Genomic DNA, 26,251 nt, shown 5'->3' with positions numbered 1-26,251 from the left:
TGGCACCAAGTGCCGCCGCTGTCCCACGACTTTGTGAAATCCTTCACCCAGCCCCTTGGCCGAGCCCGGAGATTCGTGCTGAAGTGTCGCAACCACTCAACAGCTCGATGGCGTGCTCGGGGAGGGCGAGGTGGCGTATACCGCCATGTCTGGTAACGGAACGACCGCTGGTGACGATCCACTCCAGACCGCGGTATGGCGGCTGCGCTCACGCGCCTGCTGGGCGGACGCGGCGGCCCTGCTGCAGCCGGTGACCGCGCCGGCCGCGCTCCAGCGGGCATCGCTGCTGGTGGAGCGCTGTCTCTACACCGAGCAGGGCTGGGAGGAGGCCGAGGACGCGCTCCGTACGGCCGAGGCGCTCGCCCACAGTGACGACGAGCGGGGTGCGGCCGCTTGTGAACGAGGGCAACTTGCGTACGCCGCCACGCTGCACGGAGTGCGCGACCGGGCCGACGAGGCGCGGGCCGCGCTGGGGCGGGCGGCGGCGCTGATCACTCCCGGGGCGCGGGGCCGCGCCCTCCTGGACTTCCGCCGCGGTCTCCTCGCGGAGAACCTGGCGCGCTCGCCGCAGGCCGCGCGCGCCGCGTACCGCCGGGCCCATGCGGGTGCGACGGCGCATGCCGACCCGCTTCTGCTGTCCTTCACCTGGCGCCATCTGGCCGGACTGGCCCTGCGGGACGGCGAGTTGGCGGAGGCGCGGCACGGCTTCGCCGAGTCCCTGCGCATCCGGGAGGAGCTCGGCTATCTCGTGGGCACGGCGCCCGCGTTGGCGTCCCTGGCGGACGCGGAGAGCGAACCGGAGGCCTCGCGGCTGCGCGAGGAAGCGGGCCGCCTGTTCCGCCTCCTGGGCGGCGTCCCGACGTGGCTGTCCCGCCAACTGACGCCACCGGCGGGAGCGGCGTAGCGGCCCACGTGGCCTTCTTCGCCCCCGCCGCCCTTACCCATCCCATCCCCAGGGGCTCCGCCCCCTCACCCCCACCAGGGGGCTCCGCCCCGTGGGGGTCCAGGGGGCTCCGCCCCCTCACCCCCACGGCCCTGAACGGGCCTCGTCCTCAAACTCCCCCAAGCTCTTCGAGCAGGGGGGACCCCCAGACGGGCTGAGATGTGCGACCGGCGCTGAGAATTGCGGCCCCGCGTCGGGAGGCAAAGCCCTGCCGGGTGGGTGGGGGTTGGGGATGGCGAGACCTGTCCTCAAACGCCAGACGGGCTGAGAAGTGAAGCCCCTGCCGGGTGGGTGGGGCTGGGGACGGCCAGGTCTTGACCTCGAACGCTGGACGGGCCGGATGATGCCCGCCCGCAGTCGCCCACGGCGCGAAGGGGACGTGCCGGGGGGTGTCCGCCAGCAGCGGCCGGCGTCAAGAAAGCGCACCCCCTGAGGGACAGCAACCGCCGGACCGAGGACGGATACCCCCCGGCACGGCCCCGACCCACAACCCACCGTAAGGCGCTACGCGCACCCCCACCCAACAGCAACAGGCCGCCGCAGGCATCCCACCCGCACTGCTCACCGCACCCCGGCGAAGTGCTCCCCCACCAGCGACCGCACCACATCCAGATCCCCGACGATCAACGCATCCAGCAACGCCGTGTGCTCAGCGGCGTCCGCGAGCAGGCCGGCATGCCCGCCAGAAGGCCGCGCGGCGCTCCCCAGGGGCCACTGGGCCCGCCGGTGCAGGTCGTCCGCGAGTTGGACGAGCTGTTCGTTGCCGCAGAACGACAGCACAGCCCGATGAAACGTACGGTCCGACTCCGCGTAGGTGGCCCGGCACCCCGTGGACGCCGCCCGCACAGTCGCCTCGGCCAACGGCCGCAATTCCGCCCACCGTTCGGCGCCCACCGACCGCGCGAGCCGCAGCATCACCGGCACCTCGATCAACGCCCGCACCTCGGCCAGCTCCGCCAGCTCCCGAGCCCCCCGCTCGACCACCCGGAACCCCCGATTGGGCACGACCTCGACGGCCCCCTCCAGCGCGAGCTGCTGCATGGCCTCCCGCACCGGCGTGGCCGACACCCCGAACTGCTCCCCCAACGCGGGCGCCGAGTACACCGCCCCGGGCGTCAGCTCACCCGTGACCAGCGCGGTACGCAACGCGTCCAGGATCTGTCCCCGCACCGAGGCCCGCTGCACCAGCGGCCGAGGCCGCGGGATGGGCGTCTCACTGTGCGTGTGCTCACCACGCGCCTGCTCACCACGCGCCGAGGGCGCCGCGCCACCCCGGTCCCGACCGACGTCCGCGCCCCGCCCCTGCGCCGGCACACGCGCCACGTCCGCTCGGACCTCGACGTCCTCCGCACCCGAAGGGACCTGCCGCCCCTGCGAGCCACCCGGATTGCCCGTCACCGCGGAGCCCTGCGCGCCCTGCTTCACGGGTCCTCCTGCGGATGTGTCGGTACTTGGGGTCATTACGGCGGGTTGTTACTCAGCCGTCAAGCACCATAGGCGCAGAACGCGACAGTTCAAACCGCAGCGATCTTGGGTAAGGTAAGGCTTACCTTTGAAGCCTCACGGATCGGCGGCCCACATGTCCGTGCCCCCTTCGGCCCTCACAGCCGCCTACACGCGTCTCACCACGGCCTTCCCGGGGCTCGACATCGTCCAGCCACCCGCTCACGAACAGCTTCCGCACCACGGCGGCTGGCTCACCGCGGCCTCCCTCGCGGAGGGCAGCGAGGCCCTCGACACCTTCCTGGCCTGGGACGACGCACAGGTACGGCGCGACTACGGACAGCCCGCCCGCCCCGACGTCGTCGCCAGCTTCGGCCTGCACCGCTACGCCTGGCCCGCCTGCCTGCTGATCACCGTGCCCTGGTTCCTGCTCCGCCGCGTCCCCCGCCTGCCCGTGACGCATGTCTCGTACGACCGCACGGCCCCCGGCCTGGCGATAGGCCGCCTGGCGGCCCGTCCGACCACCTTCGCCTGCCTCCCCGACGACCCGGCGGCCGTCCTGCCCGGCGCCAGGGTCGTCCCCGACGAGGAGTCGCTGCGCGCCGAGGTGCGGGCCGCCGTCGCCGAGCACCTCGAACCCGTCCTGGCCGGCTTCGGCCCGCGCATGCGCCGCCGCGGCCGCGCACTGTGGGGCATGGCGACCGACGAGATCATCGAGGGCCTCTGGTACGTCGCCCATCTGTTCGGCGACGGCGAGCAGGACCGGGCCCGCCGCGAGCTGGAACTGCTCCTGCCGGGCGCGACCCAGCCGTACGTCGGCTCGGCGGCCTTCCGCGAACTCACCGGCCCGAACGGCGAGTCACTGCCCACCCGGGACCGGGCGAGCTGCTGCATGTTCTACACGGTGCGCCCCGAGGACACCTGCGCCACCTGCCCGCGCACCTGCGACGCGGACCGGGTCACCAAACTCTTGGCGGCGGCGAGCTGAACCCCACGGCGAGGGCCGAACCCCCCGTCGTGCGCCGCGAATTGAGGACCCCTCAGACGGCGCGTAACCCTTCGTGCCGTAAGATCACCCACGAGCGTGACACCCGTTTCGGTTACAGGCGTTTCACAAATTCCTCACTCCGCGCAGGAACTTTCCGTGGAACCACCCGCACGGGTAGTCTCCGTTCGAACTCAACTCCCGCCCCTCAAGCGGCAGTTCGAGCAGAACGCCGCCCTGGGCATCCCCTTGCACTTCCTTGGCGGCCTCTTGCCCCGAAACCCCCTGAGGGCCAGTGGGATTGGGCCACTATGGCGGGCGTTACGCCCTATCCCAATGCAAGGGACCCCAGATGAGATTGACCGACATATCGCTGAACTGGCTGCTTCCGGGCGCCGTCCTGCTCCTGGGCCTCCTGGCGGCGATAGCGGTGCTTCGGCGCGGGAAGACCTCGGGGAAGGACACGAGCGCTGAAGACTCGTGGGAGCGCAGCGAGGAGCGCCGCAGGCGCAAGGAGGCCATATACGGCACCGCCTCCTATGTGCTGCTGTTCTGCTGCGCGGCCGTGGCCGCCGCGCTCTCCTTCCACGGCCTGGTCGGCTTCGGTGAGCAGAACCTCAACCTTCACAACGGCTGGCAGTACCTGGTGCCCTTCGGCCTGGACGGCGCCGCGATGTTCTGTTCCGTGCTCGCCGTTCGCGAGGCCAGCCACGGTGACGCGGCCCTCGGCTCCCGCATACTCGTGTGGACGTTCGCGGCCGCCGCTGCCTGGTTCAACTGGGTGCACGCGCCCAGGGGCCTCGGCCACGACGGCGCCCCGCACTTCTTCGCCGGCATGTCCCTGTCCGCGGCCGTGCTGTTCGACCGGGCGCTGAAGCAGACCCGCCGGGCCGCCCTGCGCGAGCAGGGTCTGGTACCCAGGCCTCTGCCGCAGATCCGGATCGTCCGCTGGCTGCGGGCCCCCCGCGAGACCTACAAGGCCTGGTCGCTGATGCTCCTGGAGGGTGTGCGCAGCCTGGACGAGGCCGTCGACGAGGTCCGCGAGGACAAGCGGCAGAAGGAGGCGGCCCGCCTGCGCCGGCGCGAGCAGGAGCGCATGGAGCGGGCCCAGCTGAAGGCCATCAGCCGGGGCCACCGCGGCTTCGTCGGCCGCGGCGGCCGGCACGGCGAGACGCAGGCCCTGGAGCGTGCCTCGGCCCAAGTCTCCGCGGAGCCTGCCATATCCACGCCGGAACAGCTGCCCGTGCGTACGCGTCCCTCATTGCAGCCCGTACGGACCGGTTCCGGCTCTGACCCGGTGACCGTCGACCTCACCGCGGAGGACGACACCATGGCGCTCCCCCGGCTCGACTCCCTGGAGCGCAAGCTCAAGGACCTGGAGCAGCAGTTCGGCTGAGCCGCCTGTGATCGACGCGATCGACGTCATCGACGAAGGGGCGCGACCCGGTCCGGGTCGCGCCCCTTCGTCGTGGCACGCCACCCGCATACGTCGTCACGCGGCACCCGCGTCCAGTTCGAACCACACCGCCTTCCCCACCCCGTGCGCCCGCACGCCCCAGGCGTCCGCCAGGGACTGGACGAGGATCAGGCCCCGGCCGTTCGTACAGTCGTCGGCGTTCGGTACGCGCGGTCTGGGCAGCCGGGCCACGAAGTCCCTCACCTCCACCCTCAGTCCGTCCGGCCCGACACTCGCCGTCAGGACGGCCTCCCGGTCGGTGTGGACGATTGCGTTGGTGACGAGTTCGCTGGTGAGCAGTTCGGCTATGTCCGATCGTCCCGGCCTCCCCCAGTGCCGTAACAGCTCGCGCAGTGCTCTGCGCGCCTCCGGCACGGCCCGTAGATCCGCCCGCCCGAGTCTGCGCCGGAGCTGCGGCGGCTGCGCGTGTTCCCCGGCGCTCGCGGCCCTGTCCTCCACTGTCTCCACCGAGGAGGCCCCGTATGTCACGGGACCGCCTCCTCGTGCCTGCCTCTTCATGACCCCCGCCCGCGTGCCGATGTCGGTTCCCCTCCTGGCTCGAACACGTTCACGGGAACCATTCCCAGTCGAACCGGCGGCAGTCATGTCGAATCGTCAACGACCAGGTGTTCGGCCACGGTTGGGGCGGTCCAGGCAGATGGATGAAAGCCGAAACGTCACCCGTCGGCCGCCGGCAGGCCGCCCTCGGCGAGGGCCGGGCCGGGTCGGCCACAGGCCACGGCACGGTTGACGGGTCGGATGCGTGCTCGCCGCGAGCGGAGGCGGGGCCGTGCATCCGGTACCGGAGGGAGACGGCCGACCTGTGCGTTCGGGCACGGCATGGGGCCGACTCCCCTGCGCGCGGGCTGAGCGCAGGGGATCGGCCCGGCTGCCGATGCCGCCCTGTCGATCCGGCCGTAGTCGGCCCGGTGGTGGGGTTGTTGGGGTCGTGCGCGGGGTGGACACCCACACGTCGGGCGGCGGGGCAACGGCGCGTCTCGGGCCACCTTCCCGCAACCTGTGAAACTGGCCGGAATTCGCGGGTGCACGCCCCGCAGGTCGCACGGATGACGCGGGCATGTGCGCGGGGCCGCCCGCCCGACCCCCGTCCGGGAGGGCGGCCCCGCTGGTGCGATGGTCCGGTGACGCGCCGGTCAGTAGAGCTTGTTGACCGCGGTGGTGGTCGTCTTCTTGAAGGCCTTCACGGGCGCGTCCTTGAAGGCGCCCATCTGCCCCCACTGCACGACGGTGACGGTGCCGCCGTCCCGGCCGACGGAGACGAGGTGGATGTCCATGGCGCCCCAGGACGCGCGGGTCGCGAAGCCGTGGACGCGGGCGCCCTCCTCGACCGGCAGGCTGCCGTAGCTCTTGTAGTCGGCCTCGACGTCCGGGTCGGCGTTCATGCGCGCGACGCAGCGCTTGACCTCCTTGTCGAGGCGGGTCGCCAGGGCCTTGGCCTTGGCGCTGTTCCCGACGACGACGTTGAGCTGCTGGGCGCCGGTGTCGAGGTCGGTGCGGAAGGTGCGGTAGCGGGAGTCGTAGGCGAGCAGGGACTCGCCGAAGCAGTACTGCATCTCCTCCGGGACGCCGTCGGTGACCCGGCCGGCGGTCCAGGTGGAGGAGGCGTGCGGCGGCAGCTCGGACGCCGCGAGGAACTTCGGCGCGGGCGTCCTCGGCGCGGCGCCGGCGGGCGCCGCACTGAGCGCGGCGCCCGTGGTGAGGCCTGCGACGACGAGTGCGGTGAGCACGCCGGCTCGGGTGCGCTTGGGCATGGGTGTTCCCCCGTGGATGAGATGAGTGCATGAATGCGTGAACGTGCGGAAGTCGGCCGTCACCGAGGCCGGTTGGTCCCCCCGGACCTGGTCGGTGCGACACCTTGAGCATCAGCCGTCACAGCGGGCGGCCGCAAGCGCCGCCGCCCGATCCACGACGGTGGAACCATCCCAGCCCTTCTGACGTGCAGGTACAGGGAGTGCCTGGGATACCGTCCCGGGACGCGCAGGACACGGGGGGACAGTGTCGGAAGCACAGGGCGACGACGTCCAGGAGTTCGCGGCGACGCTGAGACGCCTGAAGGAACGCACCGACCGCAGCTACGGTCAGCTGGCCCGCCGCCTGAACATGAACACCTCCACGCTGCACCGCTACTGCGCCGGTGACGCGGTCCCCCTCGACTTCGCCCCCGTCGAGCGCTTCGCCGCGCTGTGCGGGGCGACGCCGGAGGAGCGGCTGGAGCTGCACCGGTTGTGGATCCTGGCGGTGGCGGCCCGACAGAGGTCACGTACGGCGGTTGCCCAAACGCCGGCCTCCGGTACGACGGACGGCGCCCCCTCGGACGCGGCCCGCGAACCGGCCGCCGAGCCGGTCCAGGACCCCGCACCGCCCGAGCCTTCCCCGCCCCGCTGGTACCGCCGCCGACCCCTCCTGGTCTCCGCCGCCGTGACGACCGCCCTCCTCGCGACGCTCGGGAGCCTCTCGGCGCTGCCCGACGACGACCGTCGCCGGACGGGCGAGTCGGTCGAGGCCGCCGATCCACCCCGTACGGCACAACCGGACGCCCCCCGCCCGAAGTCGACCAAGTCCCCGAGCTCCTCCGCCAAGACGCCCTCGCCCTCGGTCGGCGCGTCGAAGAAGCCCTCGGCCGAGCCCACCGAAACCGCCGACCAGCCCTCGAAGAAGTCCGGCGGGCCGCAGCCCTCGACCGGCCTTCCCCTCACCGTCAGCGCCGACTCCCATGTCTGGCAGGCGGGTTGCGGTCACGACTACGTCATCGCCAAGCCCCCGCGGCAGGTCCCGCCGCCCCCGAACCCACAGGACGCGGCGACCTGGGCGGCGACGCAGAACGCGGTGCACGGGCGGCAGACGCTGGTGAAGATCACGGTGCAGGGCCGGTCGTCCACGGCCGTCGTCCTGGAGGCCCTGCGCGTGCGCGTCGTCGGCCGTTCGGCCCCCATGGAGGGCACCAACTACGCCATGGACAATGGCTGCGGCGGAGCGCTGACGCCCCGCTACTTCGACGTCGACCTGGACAAGGACCGGCCCGTCGCCCGCCCGGCGGACGGCAATGACACGGGCGTCACGATCCCGGCGATGCGGCTGCCGTACCGTGTGTCGGCCGAGGACCCCGAGGTGCTGCTGGTCGACGCGAAGACGCAGACCTGCGACTGCAGTTGGTACCTGGAACTGGACTGGTCGTCCCAGGGCCGCACCGGCACGGTCCGCATCGACGACCACGGCCGCCCGTTCCGTACGACCAGCACCAAGGGCCTGAAGAACTATGCCTACGACACCTCGGCCCGCGCCTGGGTGCCCTGGGAGGAGTAGGAGCGCCCGGGCTCGTCACGCCTCCCAGACCGCGGCGGCCGTACGGTCGTCGGCGTACCCCTTCACCCGGATCCGGGTGTCGGCGAGGAACTCGGCGAGGCCGGGCGGTTCGGGGTCGGACCACCGTCCGGTCAGGTGGGCGGCGAGTTCGGGCTCGCCGCGCAGGGGGTCGGCGAGGCCGCTCGTGCACATCAGGAGCGTGTCGCCGGGGCGGGCGACGGAGGCGCGGAAGCGGAAGGGTTCGCGGGGCGGCTCGGGGGCCGGGTCGTAGGGGCTCGGCGGTGTGGTGATGCCGAGGTCCATGGTGAGGCGGTCGCCCTCGGGGGTCTCGGCGGGCAGGGAGCCGAAGCCGACGACGGGTTCGCCGGTGGCGTCGGTGACGCGGGGTTCGATGTCCTGCCATTCGCCGCCGCGCAGCCGGAAGAGTCCGCCCTCGCCGACGCCGAAGAAGACGCGCGTACGGCACTCGGGGTCGGCGGGCAGCAGGAGGCAGCGCAGGGTCGCCGCGTACTCCTCGGGTTCGATGCCCTGTTCGTTGGCTGTGGCGCGGAGTTTGCCGAGGCTGCGGTCGGTCAGGCGGTGCAGCCCGGACTTCAGGTCGCCGCGCCGTGCGGCCCTTATGTCCTCCGAGAGCCTCGCGTGACTGCGGCCGACGGCCCGGCCGATCCAGTGGCAGGCCTCGGCGGCGGCGCGGTGCGCGCCCGGGGTGGCTCGGGCGCCGGTGGCCATCGCGACGAGGACCAGGGCGTGGTCGCCGGTGCCGAAGCGGGCGGTGAGGAGGGAGTCGCGGCGGGGTTCACCGCGGTAGCGGGCGGAGTCTCCGCGCAGGGAGACGGCGCGCAGGGTGCTGGTGCCGTAGTGGGCTCCGTCGAGGACGGTGTCGGCGACGAGGTCGTCGAGGTCGTCCGGGTCGGCGGGGGGCAGGGCGGTGGGTTCGGCGGCGTAGGTGGGCGGGCCGTCGCCCACGTAGTCGAGGGGGCGTGGCGGCGGAGCGGGATCGGCGGGCGGAGCCGGCTCCACCGTGAATCCCGGCGGCCTCGGCAGACCGGGCGGAAACGTCGACGCGGGCTCCATGGCATCCGCGTCCGCCCGTGGCGACGGAACCGCCGCCCCCGCTCCCGACCGCTGGTTCAAGGCTCCCGCGGCCGAGGCGAACCGGTCGTCCAGTGAGTCGGGGGCCGTTGTCGGGCCCGTGTCGTCGGCGCGCTCACCGTACAGCTGCCCCCACCAGTCGTCCTCGCGGCCGGTGGGCCTACCCCCCTGCTGGTTCATGCCGCCAATTGTCCACCGCACGGCCCGGATGAAAACGGGGCATCCGGAAAATCCGGCCTCGCGAGGCCCTCGCGTGTGGCACGCCGGGTGAAGCCTTGAACAGTCTTGCGAAAACACCGGGACAAGCGTGTCGCCGGGCAGTCCCACCCCCCACGGGAGAACCGCCCGGCGACTGCCGGGTGACCCGGGCCCAGATCCCCTTCGCGCGCGTCAGCGCACGTCGTAGGCCCGGGTCACGATCTGGGTGACCGATGTGCCGTGCGTGTCGGTCAGGACCGTTCTGAGTGTGACCTGCTTTCCTGTCGCTTCACTGTGGTTCACCGTCGCCTTCCAGGTGCCGTCTTCCTGGCGCACCGTCCGCGCCTCGGTCCAGGTCTCGCCCTCGTCGTACGAGTAGGCGAACCGGGCCCGCGTCAACTCACCGGGTTCGTAACCCGCGTGGCCCGTCGCCGAGAGGGTGAGGGTCTGCCCGTCCTCGGCGGGCAGTGTCTTCAGGCCGTCCTCCGGCAACGCGTACCGCGGGAACAGCATCGGTATGCCCTGCGAGTACGCGTCCTCGTCCAGTGCGGAGCGGAAGGTCCAGGTCGTCGTCGTGCTCGTCGAGCGGTTCCACGCCCGGGCCGGCGGACCGATCTTCGCCGTGCTCAGGGTGAGTTCGTACGTCGACTCCTCGACGGGCACGGTGAACACCCCGAAGGGGTAGGGACTTTCGCCGATCGTCTCGCCGTCTTTGCTCAGCGTCATGCTCCCGATGTCGCCGAAGCTGCCCTGCACGCCCTGGTGCTGACCGTCGCCCCAGAAGCCGGGCGCCACGCCGATCCGATCGCCCTGCCGTTCCGCGGCGAGCGCGGGCCGGCCGGCGTCGTCGAGCGGGGTGGTGGGGGCGAGGACGCCGCCGTACCACTGCTCGGTCCGCCGCTCGCCCTTCGCGTACGTCCGCATGGGGTCGATCATGAACTCGCCCCAGGGGAAGCTGCTGGACACCTCGTGCTCCCAGCCGGTCGTGCCCGGCGAGTGGTACTCGGTGCGCCTGAAGGGTGCCGGAACCGACTCCAGCGCGCTGAAGTAGCCGGTCAGTCCGTTCGGGCGGGTCATCGACGTCAGGTCGATGTGGTCGGTGGCGCCGCCCGCCATCGAGTGGTACGTCGCCGTCGTCGCCGCGAGATCCCGGTCCCGGACGCGGTAGGTGCGGTCGTCGGCGATCGTGCCCTGCTCCGGGAAGGCCAGGTTGTAGACGTACGGGCTCTTGGCGGTGGCCGTCCAGCGCAGGGTCACGTCCCCGGCCGCGAGCAGGGCCTTCGCCTCCTCGGCCGGGATGGCGAGGACCGGGAGCGAGCCGCCGGTGAAGCCGGCCGACGGGTACCAGCGGCCCGGCGCGTCGCGGTGGACGAGGACGGCCAGGGCGCCTGCCGCCTTCGCGCGCGTCGCGATCTCGTAGGCGCTCCCGCCGTCCGGGATGCCGACGAGCGCGATCTTCCCGGCGGCCCCGGAAAGTTCCTCCGCCGTACCGGACTTGGCGTCGAACAGTGCCGCCCGGCCGCTGCCGTCGAGGTTGGCCGAGTTGTAGGACGCGGTGGTCGGGTGCAGCGACCGGCCGCCCACGACGGCGAGTTCGCTGATCTGCGGGGCCGCCGCGCGCCAGAAGCTGTCGAACTCTAAGTCCCCGTCGGTCGCCCGGCCGGTGACCGAGGCGTAATAGCCGCGCAGTTCGCGCCCGCCTGCCGCCGTGCCCGCGTGCAGCCAGGTGTCGTCCCAGCTGCGGGCGAACCCGAGGGTGGCGCCGCGCAGTTCGGTCGGCTTGTCCGTCCTGATGGTCAGTCGGTGGGCCTTGCGGGCGTCGAGGACGACGGTCGTGTCGTCGCGGACCTCCAGCTGCGGACGGCCGAGGTAGGTGAGGGAGTCGAGGAGCGTGCCCTCGGTCTCGGGGGTCGCGACGAAGCCGGAGAGGAAGTAGGCGCCGGGGCGGATCCGGTACGTCTGGTCACTCGCGCCCTCGTTGAAGCGGCGCTCGCCGGACGCGTCGTCGGTGCCGATCAGGTCGACGGAGGAGGCGCCGTCGGCGGGCTTGCCGAGCCGGTCGATCAGCTTGACGCGCAGGGTGACGGTCTCCGGCTGGACGTACAGCGCGAACGGGGTGGAGACCCTGATGCCGTCGGCCGTGGCGAGCACGCGGCCGGTGACGTCTCCGTACTGGGCCCGCGCGAGCGTCGCCGTCGGGTCGATCCGCAGCGGGACCTCGACGGTCGCACCCGCCGGGACGGTGACCGAGCGGGCGGCGAGCCGGGCGATCGATGAGCGGACGGTGGAGCCGTCGTTGCCGGTGACGGCGGGCACCGACAGCTTCAACTCCACCGCCCTGTAGGTGGTGTTGGTGTAGGGCACGGCGACCGTCGTACGGTCGCTCGCGTCCTGCGGCCAGTTGAAGGAGCCCGCTTGCAGCGAGGGCGCGCCCAGCACCTTCTGCCCGATCGCGGCCCGCACGTCGAGGCGCCCGCCGCCCGTCTCGCGGACGTCGCCGGGGATGCCGGCGTCGACCGAGGAGACGAGGGCCGCCTTGATCTGCCGGGCGCTGAAGTCGGGGTGGCGCTGCTTGACGATGGCCGCCGCGCCGGCGACATGCGGGGTCGCCATCGACGTACCGCTCATGGACCGGTACGCGTAGACGCCGCGCCCGCCGGCCTGGGCCGCGGAGATGCCGACGCCCGGTGCGGTGATCTCCGGCTTGAGGGTGTGCGAGCCGTACGCCGGGCCGCGGCTGGAGAAGGAGGCCGTGGAGTCGTCGCGGTCGACGGCGCCCACGGTGAGGACGCTCGGCGCGCAACCCGGGGAGGAGACCGTGTTGTTGCCGGGTCCGGTGTTGCCCGCGGCGATGACGAACAGGGTGTTCTCGCTGGTCCGGGCCAGCTCCTCCGTGGCCTGCGCCATCGGGTCGGTGCAGTCGGTGCGGGCCGGGTTGCCGAGGCTCATCGAGACGACGTCGGCGCCCTGGTCGACGGCCCACTGCATGCCGGCGATGATCCACGAGGTCTCGCCCTGGCCGTAGTCGTTCAGGACCTTGGCGCCCAGGAGGTCGGTGCCGGGCGCGACCCCCTTCTTCCTGCCGTCGCTCGCGGCACCCGTGCCGCCGACGGTGGAGGTGGTGTGGGTGCCGTGGCCGTCGTGGTCGTCGGCGTCCGGGGAGTCGGTGAAGTTCTTCGACGCGGTGACACGGCCCTTGAGGTCGGGGTGTTCGGCGTCGGCGCCGGTGTCCAGGACGGCGACCTTGGTGCCCTTGCCGTCGTAGCCGGCGGCCCAGGCCTCGGGGGCGTGCACCTGGCGGGTCGAACGGTCCAGCGTGGCCCGGACCTTGGCGTCGAGCCACAGCTTCTTCAGGTCGCCGGCGGCGCGGGAGCGGGGGTTGGTCAGGTCCGCCCAGAACTCGGCGGCCCGCTTCTTGTCGGCCTCCAGGGCCACGCCGTCGATCGGGTCGAGGACGAGGCCGCGTTCGGCGCCGCGCGGGGTGGGCGGGACGGATCGGGCGACGGAGCGGTCGTAGGCGGCGATCAGCGGCAGCGTCGCGCGGTGCGCGTCGTCGTAGCCCTGCCGGATCAGGCCGGTGACGTTGAACAGTTCCTCGTCGACCCGGCCGGCGGCGAGCGCCTCGACGGCGGCCTCGGGATAGACGTACAGGTCGTCGCCGGAGCGGCGGGTCTGGGTGAAGGGGGTGGTCCCGTCCGGGCCGGGCAGCGCGACGGCCCCGTCCCGGGTGACGAGGACGCGGTCGCCGGTGACCAGGGTGACGACGGATCCGGCGTCGGCGCCGGGGGTGGCCCGGACGCCGGTGCCGGTCGGCGGTCTCGGCCCGGCGGTGGCCGCGTGCGTGGGTACGGCCGGCGTCACGGCGAGGAGCGCGGCGGTGGCCGCACCCAGTGCCGTACGCGAAATCGCTCTCCCCAAGATCGCCTTCTTCCGGTGCTGCCGTCTGCCCGCGGACGCGAAAGCGCAGGCCAAGGAGGCCCAAGTCGGGCAAAGCGGGCGGTGGTTGATGCTGCGGTGGCGACACCTTGGCAGAGTGAGCGGTGGTGCCGCGATGATGTGCGGAGGCGGTTTTGCGCCGTGGCCGTTTCCCGCCACGGACCGAACACCGGTGTTCGACCTGGTTCCACCTGGGGAGGGGCGCGGCCCGATGCTGGGAGCGATTGGTCTCGACGAGACGCACGAGTCGGCGTACCGGGCTCTCGTGTCCGTGGGCGCCGCCGACGTACCGGATCTCGCCCGGAGGCTGACGCTCGGCGAGCACGACACCGAACGCGCGCTGCGCCGTCTGGAGCGGCACGGACTCGCCGCGCAGTCCTCGGCCCGCCCCGGCCGCTGGGTCGCCGCGCCGCCCGGGGTGGCGCTGGGCGCGCTGCTCACCCAGCAGCGGCACGAGCTGGAGAAGGCGGAGCTTGCGGCGGCGATGCTCGCCGAGGAGTACCGGGCGGGTGCGACCGAGCCGGCCGTGCACGACCTGGTCGAGGTGGTGATCGGCGCGGCCGCGGTGTCCCAGCGCTTCCTCCAGCTCCAGCTCGGCGCGAGTGACGAGGTGTGCGCGCTGGTCACCGGCAGTCCCGTCGCCGTCACCGGCACGGAGAACGACGCCGAGGAGCAGGCCGCCGATCGCGGCGTGCGCTACCGCGTGGTCCTGGAGCGCGCGGTCCTGGACCAGCCGCACGGCATCACCGAGCTGTCCGCCGCCCTCGGCCGCGAGGAGCAGGTGCGGGTGGTGGACCAGGTCCCGACCAAGCTCGTGATCGCCGACCGGACGCTCGCCCTGGTGCCGCTGACCTCGCACACCGCGGAACCGGCCGCGCTGGTCGTGCACGCGAGCGGACTGCTTGAGCTGCTCTCCGGGCTGTTCGAGTCGGTGTGGCGGGACGCGCTGCCGGTCAGCCTCGGCCTGTCCGGCCTCACCGAGCAGCAGCCGGACGGCCCCGACGACACCGACCTGGAGGTGCTGTCCCTGCTGCTGGCTGGCCTGACCGACGCGAGCGTGGCCAAGCAGCTGGACCTGGGCCTCAGGACCGTGCAGCGCCGGGTGAAGCGCCTGATGGAGCTGACCGGGGTGACGACACGCCTGCAGCTGGGGTGGCACGCGTACGAGCGGGGGTGGGTGGCGCGGGAGCGGCAGGGGTGACGGGGCGCACCCCTTGCGGCATCGTTGATCTGCGCTTTCTCGCGGGCTCCGGCAGTCTGGTCAGATGGGAGTCTGGGACCTCCTGCTGGTCGCTCTGGTCCTCCTGCTCGGCCTGTGCGGAGTGCTGGTGCCCGGTGTGCCGGGGTCGTGGCTGGTGTGGGCCGCGGTCATGTGGTGGGCGCTGAAGGATCCCCAGCCGGTCGCGTGGTGGGTGCTCGTCGGGGCCACCGTCGCGCTGTTCCTCTCCCAGGTGGTGCGCTGGGCCCTGCCACCGCGCCGGATGCGCCCGAACTGGGCGAGCAGCCGTATGACGGTGTACGCCGGGGTGGGCTCCTTCCTCGGCTTCTTCCTGATCCCCGTGCTCGGCTCGATCCCCGGCTTCATGGCCGGCATCTACCTGGAGGAACGGCTCCGCCTGGGCCGCCACGGCGAGGCGAGGGCCGCGCTGCGGACGGCGATGCGGTCGGGTGGGTGGAGCGTGCTGGCGGAGCTGTTCACCTGCCAGCTGATCGCGGGGGCGTGGCTGGGCGCAGTGATCTGGGGCTGAGTCATCGGGTCTCATACATCGAGCCCCATACATCGGGTCTCTCCCTTCTCAGCACCCACCCACTACCCCACTATTGACGACCGATGGCGTGTTCTCTACGTTGCGTCCCGGGATAGCTCCGATGAATCTCTGAATCTCCACGCAGCTGTACGAGCCGCCGGGAGGCGCGCCATGCCCAGCCCGTCCAGACGTACCGTCCTCGCCACCGGTTCCGCGGTCGGCGGGACCCTCCTCGCCGGCGCACTGCCCGCACAGGCGAGCGCGGCCGCCCCGCACACCGCCACCCGACCCGGCTCCGACCCCTGGCGCACCGTCCTCGACGACGCCGACCTCGTCTGGCGGCGCATGCCGGCGACCTGGTACGAGGGCCCCTTCCTCGGCAACGGCTTCCTCGGTTCCGGCATCTACGCCGAGCCCGGCGCCGCGACGAGCGCCGTACGCTTCAACGTCCAGCACTCCGAGGTGCGGGACCACCGCCCCCAGTTCGGCTCCCTCTTCGGGCTCGCCCGTCTCCCGATCGGCCACTTCACGCTGGAGCCGGTGGGCACGATCACCGGCGTGGACTGGCGGCTCGGCCTGCGCGACGCCGAGCTGACCGGCACGCTCACCACGGACCGGGGCACGCTCGCCCTGCGGGCCCTCGTGCACGACGACCGCTCGGTCCTCGCCGTCGAGGTCACCCCGAGCGAGGGCGAGCGCGACTTCCGGTGGGTCTTCCACCCGGCGGACGCGATCAGCCCCCGGGCGGCCTTCAAGCCGCTGCCCGACGGCTACCGGGGCAACCCGCCCGCCGAGCTCGCCGAGCACGACGGTGTGTCCGCCGCGGTGCAGCCCCTGCTGGCGGGCGGACAGCACGTGACGGCGTGGCGGGAGCGGAGCCGGGGCAGGGCGCGGACGCTGTACGTCCATGTCGCGCACTCGTACCCGGGGACGTCCGCGCTGGACCGGGCGCTGAAGGCCGTACGCCGCACGAGCCCGCTGCCCTACTCCGCGCTGGCGGTGACGCACCGGGCCTGGTGGCACGCCTACTACCGCAAGAGCTTCCTCTCCCTCCCCGACGCCCGCATGCAGCGCTTTTACTGGATCCAGCTCTACAAGACCGCCTCCGCCGCCCGCCGCGATGCCCCCGTGATGGCGACGTGCGGCCCCTGGCTGGAGCCCACCCCGTGGCCCAACACCTGGTGGAACCTGAACGCGCAGCTGGAGTACTGGCTGATCCACGGCTCCAACCACCTCGAACTCGACGCCATCACAAGGTCGTTGAGCGAGTTCCGGGACAACCTGGCCAAGGAGACGCCTGCCCCGTACCGCGCCGACTCCCTGGGCATCCCGCGCACCACGGACCCGGCCCTGATCAACGGCGCCGCGGACCCGCTCACCGGTTACGGCGTCGGCATCCCGGGCCAGGACCGGCCCACCCCCGAGGTCGGCAACCTCACCTGGGCCCTGCACAACGTCTGGCTCAGCTACCGCCACACCATGGACGAGTCGATCCTCCGAGACGTCCTGTACCCCTTGCTGCGCAGGGCGATCAACTACTACCTGCACTTCCTGGAGCCGGGCGGCGACGGCAAGCTGCACCTGCCGGCGACGTTCTCCCCGGAGTACGGCGGCGACTCACGGGACTGCACCTACGACCTGATGCTGCTGACCTGGGGCTGCCGCACGCTCCTCGACACGGCCGAACTCCTGGGTCTCGACGACGAATTGGCGCCGCGCTGGCGCGAGGTGCTGGCCAGGCGGGCGCCGTACCCGACCGACGCGAACGGCTTCATGATCGGCGCGGACATCCCGTTCGCGAAGTCCCACCGCCACTACTCCCACCTGCTCGCGGTGTACCCGCTGTACGAGCTGACCGGCCGCACCGCCGACGAACGGGCCCTGATCGAGCGGTCGTTGGCCCACTGGGTGGGCTTCGAGGGCGCCCTGCAGGGCTACACCTTCACCGGCGCGGCTTCGATGTCCGCGCTGCTCGGCAAGGGCGAGGACGCGCTGCGATACCTGGGCGAGCTGATGAGCCGGTTCGTGCAGCCCAACACCATGTACAAGGAGTCGGGCCCGGTCATCGAGACTCCGCTGTCGGCCGCACAGTCGCTGCACGACATGGTGTGCCAGTCCTGGGGCGGGACGATCCGCGTCTTCCCCGCCCTCCCGGACGCATGGGCGGACGTGACGGTGCACGACTTCCGGACGCAGGGCGCGTTCCTGCTGTCGGCGGTCCGCGCGGGCGGGGTCACCCGATGGGTGCGGCTGACCAGCGAGGCGGGCGCGCCCTGCGTCGTACGGCACGGCATCGCGGGCCCGGTCGAGGTGCGGGACGGACGGGGCCGGCCGCTGCGTTACTCCGACGCCGGGGAAGGGGCGATCCGCATCGCCCTGCCGAAGGGGGAATCGGCGCTGGTCACGGCCAGGGGCGAGCGGCCCGACCTGACGATCGCGCCGGTGCGGCCGAACGGCGAGGCGCCGCGCTGGGGGCTCCCTGCGGAGTAGGCCCACGGCCCTAGGACGAGCAGCCGATGCGCCGACCCCGCGAGCGTGTTTCGCTGGCCGTATGACGGGTTTCAGCGAGGCGGAGTTCGCATATCTGAGGTCACAGCGACTGGGGCGGCTGGCCACCGTGGATCCGGCGGGTCAGCCCCAGGCGAACCCGGTCGGCTTCTTCCCGCAGGACGACGGGACGCTCCTGATCGGCGGACGCGCCATGGGCACCACCAAGAAGTGGCGCAACCTGCGGGAGAACCCCAAGGTCGCCCTGGTCGTCGACGACCTCGTCAGCGTACGGCCGTGGCGGGTGCGCGGGATCGAGGTCCGCGGGGACGCGGAGCTCCTCACGGGCCCGCACGAGCTGGGCCCGTACTTCAGCGAGGAGGTCATCCGCATCCGTCCGCGGTGGGTCCGCAGCTGGGGGCTGGCGGACGACTGACGTCACGGCGCGGCCCGAAGCGAGCCCTCCAGCGTCAGCAGCGTCACCTTGCGGTTGAGGCCGCCGGCGTACCCGGTCAGGGAGCCGTCGGCCCCGATCACCCGGTGGCAGGGGCGGACGATCAGCAGCGGGTTGGCGCCGATCGCGCCCCCGACGGCCCGTACGGCGGCACGGGAGGCGCCGATCCGCGAGGCGATCTCGCCGTACGTCGTGGTGGCCCCGTAGGGCACGTCGTCGAGGGCGGCCCACACCCGCTCCCGGAACTCGCTGCCGTTCGTGCTCAACTCCAGCTGGAACTCCTTGAGTTCACCGGCGAGGTAGGCGGCGAGCTGTTCCTCGGCCGCGCGGAAGAGCGCGGGGTCGCGCCGCCAGCCGTCCTGGACGGTCCGCCCGCCCTTCTGTCCGGGTACGGACAGGGAGGTCAGGGCGCCGGTGGCGGGGTCGGCGGTGAGGAGGAAGGGGCCGAGCGGACTGTCGAGCTCGGTCCAGTGGGTCGGGGTGGCGGTCATGCCGGTCCTGGCGGTCATCTCGGTCCTGGTGGTCTTGTCTGTCCTGCTGGTCTTGTCTGTCCTGCTGGTCATCACTGCTCCAACTCCCCTGCTGCACGCAGGTGTTGCCAGGCGTAGGAGCGCCAGGGGCGCCAGCTGTCGGGGGTGTCGACGCCGGGCGGGGCGACGTCCGGATCGCCGAGGGCACGGGTCCGGATGGCGGCGACCGTGCCGGGGTCCAGTCCGGGCAGAGCGCGCAGCGCGTCCCGCGCCTCGTCCCGGTCCGCCCCCGGGTCCAGCCGCAGGGCGCCGTCGGCGAGGGCGGCGGTCAGCGTGCCGAGGGGGCCGTGCGGCTCGGCCTCGGCGAGGACGGCCGGTTCGGGGAACAGATGGGTGAGGCTGCCGCACGGCGCGTCGAGCGCCTTCCCGTACCGCCGCACCAGCCGCTCGGCCGTCGCCGGGCCCACCAGCACCCGTACGGCCAGTTCCTCCGCGTCGGCCGCACCGGGCGACCGCAGCCCCGGCCGGGCGGCGACGAGCGGACCGAGCCGGGCATCGGCACCGAGCCGCTCGTCGACGGCGTACGGGTCGGCGTCCAGGTCGAACAGCCGCCGCAGCCGCTGCACGGCGGTGGTCAGATCGCGCAGGTCGGTGAGATGAAGCCGCGCGTCGAGCCAGCCGCCGGGATGGGCCTCGCCGCCCTCCCGCCCCGCTCCACCCGGCCTCTCCCCCACCGCGACGATGGCACTGCCGTGCGGCAGACGCAGCGTGCGGCGGTAGGTGCGGCTCCCGGGCGGGCCGGATACCTCCTCGACGCCGGGCACGGCCTCCCGGGCCAGCAGGTCGAAGACGGCACCGGCCTGGTAGGGGCCCCGGTGGGCGAGCCGCAGGGGTATGCCGGCCGAGGGTGTGGCCGTACGCCGGGAGGCGTGGCCACCGCGCGGCGCGGCGGCGCGCAGTTCGCTCGGGGTCGAGGCATACACCGCCCGGATCGTGTCGTTGAACTGCCGCACACTGGCGAACCCGGCCGCGAACGCGATCTCCGTGATCGGCAGGTCGGTGGTCTGGAGCAGGACCCTCGCGGTGTGCGCCCGCTGGGCCCGGGCCAGCGCGACGGGGCCCGCGCCGAGCTCCGCAGTGAGCTGCCGCTGCACCTGCCGCGCGCTGTAGCCGAGCCGCGAGGCGAGCCCGGCGACGCCCTCCCGGTCGACGATCCCGTCGCCGATCAGCCGCACGGCACGCCCCACGACGTCGGCGCGTACGTTCCACGCGGCCGACCCCGGCACGGCGTCCGGCCGGCACCGCCGGCAGGCCCGGAAACCCGAGCTCTGCGCGGCGGCGGCCGTCGGGAAGAACCGCACGTTGCGCCGCTTCGGCGTGACCGCCGGGCAGCTGGGGCGGCAGTAGATGCCGGTGGTCTCGACGGCGAAGAAGAACTCGCCGTCGAACCGCGCATCCCGGCTGCGGACCGCCTCGTACCTGGTGTCTTCGTCCATCACGGTGTCCAGTCTCCGCCGGGACGAGGTGAGCTGCTAGCGGAAATCGGACACGACGCTCGCCCCAACCAGCCCGTCCGGCGTTTGAGGACAAGGCCCATTCAGGGCCGAAGCGGGGGTGCGGGGGCGGCAGCCCCCGCAGACGGCCGCGAGGACACCACAACCGTCACCGCGTACGCCCCCGCTTCGCCTCCATCGCGGCGCGCCCCTCCGCCCCCTTCCGCTTCCAGTCCCGCTTGATCTCGGCCCGCAGCCGCGCATCGGTCTTGGCCACGATCCACTGGTTCTCCCGCATCAGCTTGCGGTAGCTCTCCAGTCGCCGTACCGGCAACTCGCCGTCGTCCGCGGCGGCCAGCACCGCACACCCCGGCTCGCTCTCGTGCGCGCAGTCCTGGAAGCGGCACCGGCCGGCCAGTTCCTCGATCTCCGAGAAGACCTGGCCGACGCCGGCCTCGGCGTCCCAGAGCCCGACACCGCGCAGCCCCGGCGTGTCGATGAGGACACCGCCGCCGGGCAGGGCGAGCAGGTTGCGGGTGGTGGTCGTGTGGCGGCCCTTGCCGTCGACGTCACGCGCGGCCTGGACCTCCATCACGTCCTCGCCGAGCAGCGCGTTCGCGAGCGTCGACTTGCCCGCGCCGGACTGTCCGAGCAGCACGGACGTACCGCCGCCGACGACCGCGGTAAGGACGTCGAGCCCGTCCCGCATCGTCGCGCTGACGGTCAGCACCGGCACACCCGGCGCCGTGGTCTCCACGTCCTGGACGAGGTGCGAGAGCGTCACCGCGTCCGGTACGAGGTCGGCCTTGGTGAGGACCACGACCGGCTGTGCGCCGGACTCCCATGCCAGGGCGAGGAAGCGCTCGATACGGCCGAGGTCGAGTTCGACGGCCAGCGACACGGCGACGATGGCGTGGTCGACGTTGGCGGCGAGGATCTGCCCCTCGGACCGCTTGGAGGAGGTGGAGCGTACGAAGGCGGTACGGCGCGGCAGATACGTCCTTACGTAGCGCGGGTTGCCCGCGGGTTCGACGGCGACCCAGTCGCCCGTGCACACGACCCGCATCGGATCGTGCGGGGTGACGAACGCGGTGTCGGCGCGTACGACACCGTCGGCGGTGACGACGTCGCACTGCCCGCGGTCGACCCGAACGACGCGCCCGGGCAGCAGCCCCTCGGCGTCGTACGGGGTGAACGCGTCGGCCCAGGAGGAGTCCCAGCCGTAGGGAGCCAACGCGGAAGAAACAGAGGTGGAAGTCAACGGGTGACCCTTCACGAAGACAGGCCCCGGCAGCCGCGCACACGGGCGCGGAAGGAAGTGGATTCTGGGTTCAGCCGGCGGCCACGGAGGTGGACTTGATGATCTGGATGCGGGCAACGCTCGTCGCAAAGACAGCCATCGGTCGACACCTCCTCACATACGTCCGCTCGACGGCGGTGGCCGGTCGGCCACCGCTCTGAACCGCCGTCACTCTAGCCCGGGACCGCGAAGGCCCGTCAACCGATTTATGACGTGCAGTCGTCGCCGTTCAGCGTGAAGTCGAAGGCCGGTGAGTTCTCGCCCTCCCAGGAGGCCAGGAATCCGAAGGCCAGTTCGCCGCCTGCGGGGACCGTCCTGTTGTAGTCCGCGGCGGTGGCGGTGACCCGGGAGCCGTTCTGGGCGAAGTTCGCGTCCCACATCTGGCCGACCTCCTGGCCGTCGCGGAAGGACCAGGCGACGCGCCAGTCGTCGAGGGCCTGTTCGGTGCTGACGGTGACCGTGGCCTGGAAGCCGTCGGGCCACTCGTTGACTAGGTCGTAGGCGACCTCGCACGTCGGTGAGGCGCTCTCGGACGGCTCCGGGTCGTCCTCGCGTGCCGTGGACGACTGCGTGCCCTGGGGTTCGGGCTCGGGGTCCTTCGGCTCGGGCGAGTCCTCGCGCGGACCGCTGCGCGACGGGGCCGCGGAGCCGGCCGAGTCCGTGGGCCGCGGCCCGGTCGCGGCCGTGACCGGCAGGGAGAAGCCGGGGTCGGCGACCGGCTGCCCCTCGGACGGGGCGCCGCCGGCCACGGTGCCGTCACCGGTGGAGCCGCCCGGCATCATCGACACCGCGAGGGCGAGCGCGGAGACCAGGACGGCGGCGACCAGCAGGCCGCTGCGCACGACGCGCGCCTTGTGCGCGCCGGGGTCCGGCGGTCCCGCGTCCGCCGGGTCGGAGCGCCCGGCGCCGAGGCGCACCTCGGCGGCCCGGCGGCGGCGCTCCAGGTAGGCGAGGCCGCCCCAGCCGATCACACCGCCGGCCAGGGCGCCGGGCAGCCCGCCGCCGTGCAGCCGCAGACAGGCGGCGGCCTCGGCGCACTGCACACAGGTGGCGAGGTGACGCGAGAGGTCACCGGGCGCCTCGGCGGCGTGGGAGCGGGTGACGGCGTCGAGGAGGCGGGCGTAGCTGCGGCACCGCGCGTCCATCGGCGTGTCGAGGTGGTTGCGGTGGCAGCGGTCCCGGAACAGGCGGCGGACCTCGGCGAGTTCGTCGGCGACGGTGGCCGGGTCGAGGCCGAGCCGGCGGGCCACCACGGCCTGCGGCAGCGCCTCCACCTCGGCCAGCCACAGCAGCGCCGCGTCCGGTTCCTGCAGGTCGCGCAGTCCGCGCAGCGCGAGCGGGCGCTGGAGCGGGAGTCCGGTGTAGCGGGCGGCCTTGTCGGAGTTGAGCCACAGGCGCAGGTCGGGGTCCAGCTTGTGTCCCTGCCCGCTCTCCTCCCAGGCGGCCGCCGTGGTGCGTACGGCGGTCAGGAGGAGGGGGATCCGGGGCAGGCGGGCGGGGCGGCGGCCCGCGCTGCGGAAGGTCTCGGCCTCGCGGGCCTCGCGTATGCCGGCGGAAAACGCCTCGGCGGCCAGTTGGTTGGCCGCCGAGGACCCGGCCGTGCACAGGTCGGCGTACGACAACACGGCGTCCCAGCACTCGGAGAACAGCGCGGCCTCGGTGGCGTCCTGGGGAGTCGGCAGGTCGGGCATGGGTCTCCTGCATCCACATGCGAGGTCAACTCGCCATATTGGCAATGGAGTTGGGGGGAACCTCGCGGCAGGGCAAAAGCCTTTCACGTATTCAACACAACTGACAAGCGCCGTGTTCACATGTCATGACAGACCGCCGCGCCCCCACAAGTGCAGTCACTTGTACGGGCGCGGGCCTCGTCCGTCTCAGCTACACCGTGGCGGAATTCTCCGCCGGCAGGCTGTCCATGAAGGAGCTCACCGAGAACACCGCGTTGCCGGGGCCGGGCGGGCCGTAGCCGGGGGGCGAGGACAGACCGAAGTCGTCCATGGTGGCGCGGTACGCCTCCAGCAGGCGGATGTGGTACTCCAGCGGCGCGCCCTGCGGGTTGGCCTTGCCGAGCGGGGTCGTCGGCTCGGGGCACCAGGTGGTGAAGCGGGGCGTGATGCCCTGGGACATGAAGAAGCGCAGGCCCTCGGTGGTGGACGCGATGGCCTCGTCGACCGTCTTGAACCCGAAGGGCTCGGCCATCTCCACACCCGCGACGAAGTTGGGGATGACATTGCGCGCGCCGAAGATCTCCGCCGAGTCGAGGATGCGCTTGTGCCACTCGTCGCGGCCGACGTAGCGCTCCTTGCCCGGGCAGTACATCTTGAACAGGTACTCGTCCCACACCTCGTAGTTGGGGTGGTAGATCTGCACGCCGTGGTCCTTGAAGCGCTGGACGTCGTCCTTGGGCAGGGCCTGGGCCACGACCTTGCCGATCCAGCGGTTCGGGAAGTGCTCCTCGATGGCCTTGGCGTACATGCCGTAGAAGTCGGCCTCGTCACGGCCCTGGAGCTTGGAGGTGATGGCGCCTCCGGTGAGGGTGTAGGCGGTGGAGGTCTTCGCCGTGTCGTACCGGTCGATGATCTCCAGGGCCTCCAGGACCTCGTCGACGTCCTTCACGCCCGTGTAGGGCCGCCCGGCCGCCTTGTGCTGGCGCCAGTTGTGGTTGATGTCGCAGTACTGGCACTCCTCCTTGGCGCCGAAGTACTGGCAGACCCGGAAGACGGTGAGGTAGATCAGGTAGCCCCACTGGATGGTCGGGGCGACCTCCATCACCGACTTCCCGTTGGAGAGGGTGTGCCGGTAGTACTCCGGCATGGGCGGCACCCCGACGTCGGAGATGCGCTTGCCGTCGAGGTAGAGCCCGAGCATCCCGTCCTCGTCGGCCGCCACGCGGTACGGCGACGTCGGGTTCACGCGCACCGAGACGACGGTCCTGCGCAGGTCGTACGGGCCGCCGGTGAGGATGATCTCCTCCGGCGGGCGACGCAGCGCGGCCTCGCCGAGCTCGGGCAGGGTGCCGTGGTCGAAGGAGAAGATGAAGTACGACTTCGGCTTGACCTCGCCGCCCTCGTTGTCGCTCAGGGCCGACGGGTCGAAGGCCACCCCGCCACGGAGCAGATCCTCCTTGAAGACGGCCTCCCGCGGAACGTGCGGGAATCGCTCCATCAGGTCCTCGACCAGTGCGGTGCGGCTGCCCATCCGTAATCTCCTCCCGGCTCAGGCGTACGACTCCTCACGGTATGCCCCCGACCGGGCCGGGGCCGCATCGGGTCCCCTCCTGGGTGTATCTGTCAGGCATCTCCTCGCCGGGGAAGACTCGTCCGGCGCGCCGTGAAGTCCTCCGGGTCGGACCGGTGGGGCGGGTGCGTCCGCTGTGGTCGGTATGGAAAACGTTCTCTACGGTAGGCACCCGCGGATGAGAGGGTCGACGCACAGGCACTCACCCCGGAGGACGGCGAGGATGACGGAGACGATCACCAACTGGGCGGGCAACATCACCTACACCGCCAAGGAGCTGCAGCGGCCGTACTCGATCGACGCGATCAGCGCGCTGGTAGCCGGGAGCACGCGGGTGCGGGTGCTGGGCAGCGGGCACTCCTTCAACGAGATCGCCGAGCCGGGCCCCGAGGGCGTCCTGCTGTCGATCGCCGATCTGCCTCCGGTGATCGACGTGGACCGTGCGGCCCGTACGGTGCGCGTCTCGGGCGGCGTACGGTACGCCGAGCTCGCCCGCGCGGTGTACGCGCACGGCCTCGCACTGCCCAACATGGCGTCCCTGCCGCACATCTCGGTGGCCGGCTCGGTCGCCACCGGCACCCACGGGTCGGGCATCGGCAACGGCTCGCTGGCCACGTCCGTGCGGGAGGTGGAGCTGGTCACGGCGGACGGGTCGGTGGTGACCATCGGCCGCGGCGACCGGCGCTTCGGCGGCGCCGTCACCTCGCTGGGCGCCCTCGGCGTCGTCACGGCGCTCACCCTCGACCTGGAGCCGTCCTTCGACGTCGAGCAGCACGTCTTCACCGAACTGCCGCTGGACGGCCTGGACTTGGCGGCGTTCGAGACGGTGATGTCGTCGGCGTACAGCGTGAGCCTGTTCACCGACTGGGGCGCGCCGGGCTTTCGGCAGGTGTGGCTCAAGCGCCGCACGGACCAGCCGCTGCCCGACTTCCCCTGGGCCGTGCCCGCCACCGAGAAGCTGCACCCGGTGCCGGGGATGCCCGCGGTCAACTGCACCGAGCAGTTCGGGGTGCCCGGGCCGTGGCACGAGCGACTGCCGCACTTCCGGGCGGAGTTCACGCCGAGCAGCGGGGCCGAGCTCCAGTCGGAGTATCTGCTGGCGCGCGAGCACGCCGTGGCGGCGCTGCGCGCGATCGACGGGATCCGGGGGACCGTCGCCCCCGTGCTCCAGACCTGCGAAGTGCGCCTGGTCGCGGCCGACGAGCATTGGCTGAGCCCTGCCCACGGACGGGACACGGTGGCCCTGCACTTCACCTGGATCGAGGATACGGCGGCCGTACTGCCGGTGGTGCGGCGGCTGGAGGAGGCGCTGGCCACCTTCGAGCCGCGACCGCACTGGGGCAAGGTGTTCGCGGTGCCGGCGCAGGTCGTACGGGGGCGGTATCCGAGGCTGGAGGACTTCCGGGCGCTGGCGCGGGAGCTGGACCCGGAGGGCAAGTTCGCCAACGCGTTCGTGCGGGATATCCTCGGCGCCTGATGCGCGCATGATGCGCGACTGACCCGCGAACGACCCGCGACTGGCCCGCGGCTGATACTCGCCAGTCCCCCACACCTGGCGCATCCAGCGGAAAGACTTTCTACAGCCCCTTTCCTAACCCCTTGTCGAAAGTCCGCCGCACACCATAGCCTGGCGCCGCGCCGGTGCCGACGACGACCCGGCCCGAGCGAAGGGACGGGGGCAC

19 protein-coding genes are annotated in these 26,251 nt (G+C 72.4%); 9 read left to right on the top strand and 10 right to left on the bottom strand.

Going from position 1 to position 26,251, the window contains the following annotated elements; genetic code table 11:
- Positions 1-130 precede the first annotated feature (130 nt).
- A complete protein-coding gene (locus tag OG254_RS37725; RefSeq protein WP_405591064.1) occupies positions 131-904 on the top strand; it encodes a hypothetical protein in 774 nt (257 codons plus the stop codon).
- A gap of 600 nt (positions 905-1,504) precedes the next feature.
- Here OG254_RS37725 and OG254_RS37720 read toward each other — a convergent pair.
- A complete protein-coding gene (locus OG254_RS37720) occupies positions 1,505-2,368 on the bottom strand; it encodes a GntR family transcriptional regulator (RefSeq protein WP_405591062.1) in 864 nt (287 codons plus the stop codon).
- Positions 2,369-2,522: 154 nt separating this feature from the next.
- Here OG254_RS37720 and OG254_RS37715 point away from each other — a divergent pair, with 154 nt between their 5' ends.
- Both OG254_RS37715 and OG254_RS37710 read left to right on the top strand, forming a co-directional pair.
- Positions 2,523-3,374 carry a (2Fe-2S)-binding protein gene (locus tag OG254_RS37715; protein WP_405591060.1) on the top strand — a complete coding sequence of 284 codons (852 nt, stop codon included), beginning with the start codon at positions 2,523-2,525 and terminating at the stop codon, positions 3,372-3,374.
- Positions 3,375-3,723: 349 nt separating this feature from the next.
- Positions 3,724-4,767, top strand: coding sequence for a DUF2637 domain-containing protein (locus OG254_RS37710; protein WP_351201600.1), 1,044 nt, complete (start codon positions 3,724-3,726; stop codon positions 4,765-4,767).
- Between the two features lie 96 nt (positions 4,768-4,863).
- Here OG254_RS37710 and OG254_RS37705 read toward each other — a convergent pair whose 3' ends face one another.
- Together OG254_RS37705 and OG254_RS37700 are read right to left on the bottom strand one after the other, a co-directional pair.
- Positions 4,864-5,286, bottom strand: a complete 423-nt coding sequence (locus tag OG254_RS37705; protein WP_405595419.1) for an ATP-binding protein — start codon at positions 5,284-5,286, stop codon at positions 4,864-4,866.
- 695 nt (positions 5,287-5,981) lie between these two features.
- Positions 5,982-6,599 (bottom strand): hypothetical protein, encoded by a 618-nt coding sequence (locus OG254_RS37700; protein WP_405591057.1) that lies wholly within the window; start codon positions 6,597-6,599, stop codon positions 5,982-5,984.
- A 244-nt stretch (positions 6,600-6,843) separates the two neighbouring features.
- Here OG254_RS37700 and OG254_RS37695 point away from each other — a divergent pair, with 244 nt between their 5' ends.
- Positions 6,844-8,151: a helix-turn-helix domain-containing protein gene (locus tag OG254_RS37695; protein WP_405591054.1), complete on the top strand. Its 1,308-nt coding sequence runs from the start codon at positions 6,844-6,846 to the stop codon at positions 8,149-8,151.
- 15 nt (positions 8,152-8,166) lie between these two features.
- On the opposite strand, the gene OG254_RS37690 is transcribed toward OG254_RS37695, so the two are convergent.
- Both OG254_RS37690 and OG254_RS37685 read right to left on the bottom strand, forming a co-directional pair.
- On the bottom strand, positions 8,167-9,423 hold the full coding sequence (locus OG254_RS37690) for a PP2C family serine/threonine-protein phosphatase (protein WP_405591051.1): 1,257 nt from the start codon (positions 9,421-9,423) through the stop codon (positions 8,167-8,169).
- Positions 9,424-9,633: 210 nt separating this feature from the next.
- Positions 9,634-13,359 (bottom strand): S8 family peptidase, encoded by a 3,726-nt coding sequence (locus OG254_RS37685; RefSeq protein ID WP_405591048.1) that lies wholly within the window; start codon positions 13,357-13,359, stop codon positions 9,634-9,636.
- Between the two features lie 229 nt (positions 13,360-13,588).
- On the opposite strand from OG254_RS37685, the gene OG254_RS37680 reads away from it, so the two are divergent.
- The 4 genes from OG254_RS37680 (at position 13,589) to OG254_RS37665 (ending at position 18,048) form a co-directional block, all read left to right on the top strand.
- Positions 13,589-14,578: a helix-turn-helix domain-containing protein gene (locus tag OG254_RS37680; protein WP_351201590.1), complete on the top strand. Its 990-nt coding sequence runs from the start codon at positions 13,589-13,591 to the stop codon at positions 14,576-14,578.
- Positions 14,579-14,642: 64 nt separating this feature from the next.
- Positions 14,643-15,125, top strand: a complete 483-nt coding sequence (locus OG254_RS37675) for a DUF456 domain-containing protein (RefSeq protein ID WP_405591044.1) — start codon at positions 14,643-14,645, stop codon at positions 15,123-15,125.
- Between the two features lie 171 nt (positions 15,126-15,296).
- Positions 15,297-17,615, top strand: coding sequence for a glycosyl hydrolase family 95 catalytic domain-containing protein (locus tag OG254_RS37670; protein WP_405591041.1), 2,319 nt, complete (start codon positions 15,297-15,299; stop codon positions 17,613-17,615).
- 61 nt (positions 17,616-17,676) lie between these two features.
- A complete protein-coding gene (locus OG254_RS37665; RefSeq protein ID WP_405591039.1) occupies positions 17,677-18,048 on the top strand; it encodes a PPOX class F420-dependent oxidoreductase in 372 nt (123 codons plus the stop codon).
- 2 nt (positions 18,049-18,050) lie between these two features.
- Here the strand turns inward: OG254_RS37665 and OG254_RS37660 are convergent, their stop codons facing one another.
- The 5 genes from OG254_RS37660 to OG254_RS37640 all read right to left on the bottom strand — a co-directional run bounded on the left by OG254_RS37660 (position 18,051) and on the right by OG254_RS37640 (position 24,530).
- Positions 18,051-18,557, bottom strand: a complete 507-nt coding sequence (locus tag OG254_RS37660) for a methylated-DNA--[protein]-cysteine S-methyltransferase (protein WP_405595416.1) — start codon at positions 18,555-18,557, stop codon at positions 18,051-18,053.
- A gap of 71 nt (positions 18,558-18,628) precedes the next feature.
- On the bottom strand, positions 18,629-20,032 hold the full coding sequence (locus tag OG254_RS37655) for a bifunctional transcriptional activator/DNA repair enzyme AdaA (protein ID WP_405595414.1): 1,404 nt from the start codon (positions 20,030-20,032) through the stop codon (positions 18,629-18,631).
- Positions 20,033-20,198: 166 nt separating this feature from the next.
- Complete coding sequence (rsgA, locus tag OG254_RS37650) at positions 20,199-21,290, bottom strand: ribosome small subunit-dependent GTPase A (protein WP_405591036.1); 1,092 nt, start codon at positions 21,288-21,290, stop codon at positions 20,199-20,201.
- 245 nt (positions 21,291-21,535) lie between these two features.
- Complete coding sequence (locus OG254_RS37645; protein WP_405591034.1) at positions 21,536-23,020, bottom strand: cellulose binding domain-containing protein; 1,485 nt, start codon at positions 23,018-23,020, stop codon at positions 21,536-21,538.
- 190 nt (positions 23,021-23,210) lie between these two features.
- Complete coding sequence (locus OG254_RS37640) at positions 23,211-24,530, bottom strand: radical SAM protein (RefSeq protein ID WP_405591031.1); 1,320 nt, start codon at positions 24,528-24,530, stop codon at positions 23,211-23,213.
- A gap of 262 nt (positions 24,531-24,792) precedes the next feature.
- Between OG254_RS37640 and OG254_RS37635 the strand changes: the two genes are divergently transcribed.
- Positions 24,793-26,046, top strand: a complete 1,254-nt coding sequence (locus tag OG254_RS37635) for an FAD-binding protein (protein ID WP_405591028.1) — start codon at positions 24,793-24,795, stop codon at positions 26,044-26,046.
- Positions 26,047-26,251 lie beyond the last annotated feature (205 nt).

The organism is Streptomyces sp. NBC_01092 (genome assembly GCF_045039535.1).
Lineage (GTDB): Bacteria > Actinomycetota > Actinomycetes > Streptomycetales > Streptomycetaceae > Streptomyces.
Note: the sequence above shows the minus strand (reverse complement) of the source record. Positions and strands in the feature narration are given on the sequence as shown.

Excerpts from the sequence above, each read along its gene's own strand:
- OG254_RS37660 (WP_405595416.1), bottom strand. The coding sequence starts at position 18,557 with ATGACCGCCACCCCGACCCACTGGACCGAGCTCGACAGTCCGCTCGGC.
- OG254_RS37690 (WP_405591051.1), bottom strand. The coding sequence starts at position 9,423 with ATGAACCAGCAGGGGGGTAGGCCCACCGGCCGCGAGGACGACTGGTGG.
- OG254_RS37640 (WP_405591031.1), bottom strand. The coding sequence starts at position 24,530 with ATGGGCAGCCGCACCGCACTGGTCGAGGACCTGATGGAGCGATTCCCG.
- OG254_RS37715 (WP_405591060.1), top strand. The coding sequence starts at position 2,523 with ATGTCCGTGCCCCCTTCGGCCCTCACAGCCGCCTACACGCGTCTCACC.
- OG254_RS37665 (WP_405591039.1), top strand. The coding sequence starts at position 17,677 with ATGACGGGTTTCAGCGAGGCGGAGTTCGCATATCTGAGGTCACAGCGA.
- OG254_RS37675 (WP_405591044.1), top strand. The coding sequence starts at position 14,643 with ATGGGAGTCTGGGACCTCCTGCTGGTCGCTCTGGTCCTCCTGCTCGGC.
- OG254_RS37700 (WP_405591057.1), bottom strand. The coding sequence starts at position 6,599 with ATGCCCAAGCGCACCCGAGCCGGCGTGCTCACCGCACTCGTCGTCGCA.
- OG254_RS37655 (WP_405595414.1), bottom strand. The coding sequence starts at position 20,032 with ATGGACGAAGACACCAGGTACGAGGCGGTCCGCAGCCGGGATGCGCGG.
- OG254_RS37680 (WP_351201590.1), top strand. The coding sequence starts at position 13,589 with ATGCTGGGAGCGATTGGTCTCGACGAGACGCACGAGTCGGCGTACCGG.
- OG254_RS37635 (WP_405591028.1), top strand. The coding sequence starts at position 24,793 with ATGACGGAGACGATCACCAACTGGGCGGGCAACATCACCTACACCGCC.
- OG254_RS37670 (WP_405591041.1), top strand. The coding sequence starts at position 15,297 with ATGCCCAGCCCGTCCAGACGTACCGTCCTCGCCACCGGTTCCGCGGTC.
- OG254_RS37645 (WP_405591034.1), bottom strand. The coding sequence starts at position 23,020 with ATGCCCGACCTGCCGACTCCCCAGGACGCCACCGAGGCCGCGCTGTTC.
- OG254_RS37710 (WP_351201600.1), top strand. The coding sequence starts at position 3,724 with ATGAGATTGACCGACATATCGCTGAACTGGCTGCTTCCGGGCGCCGTC.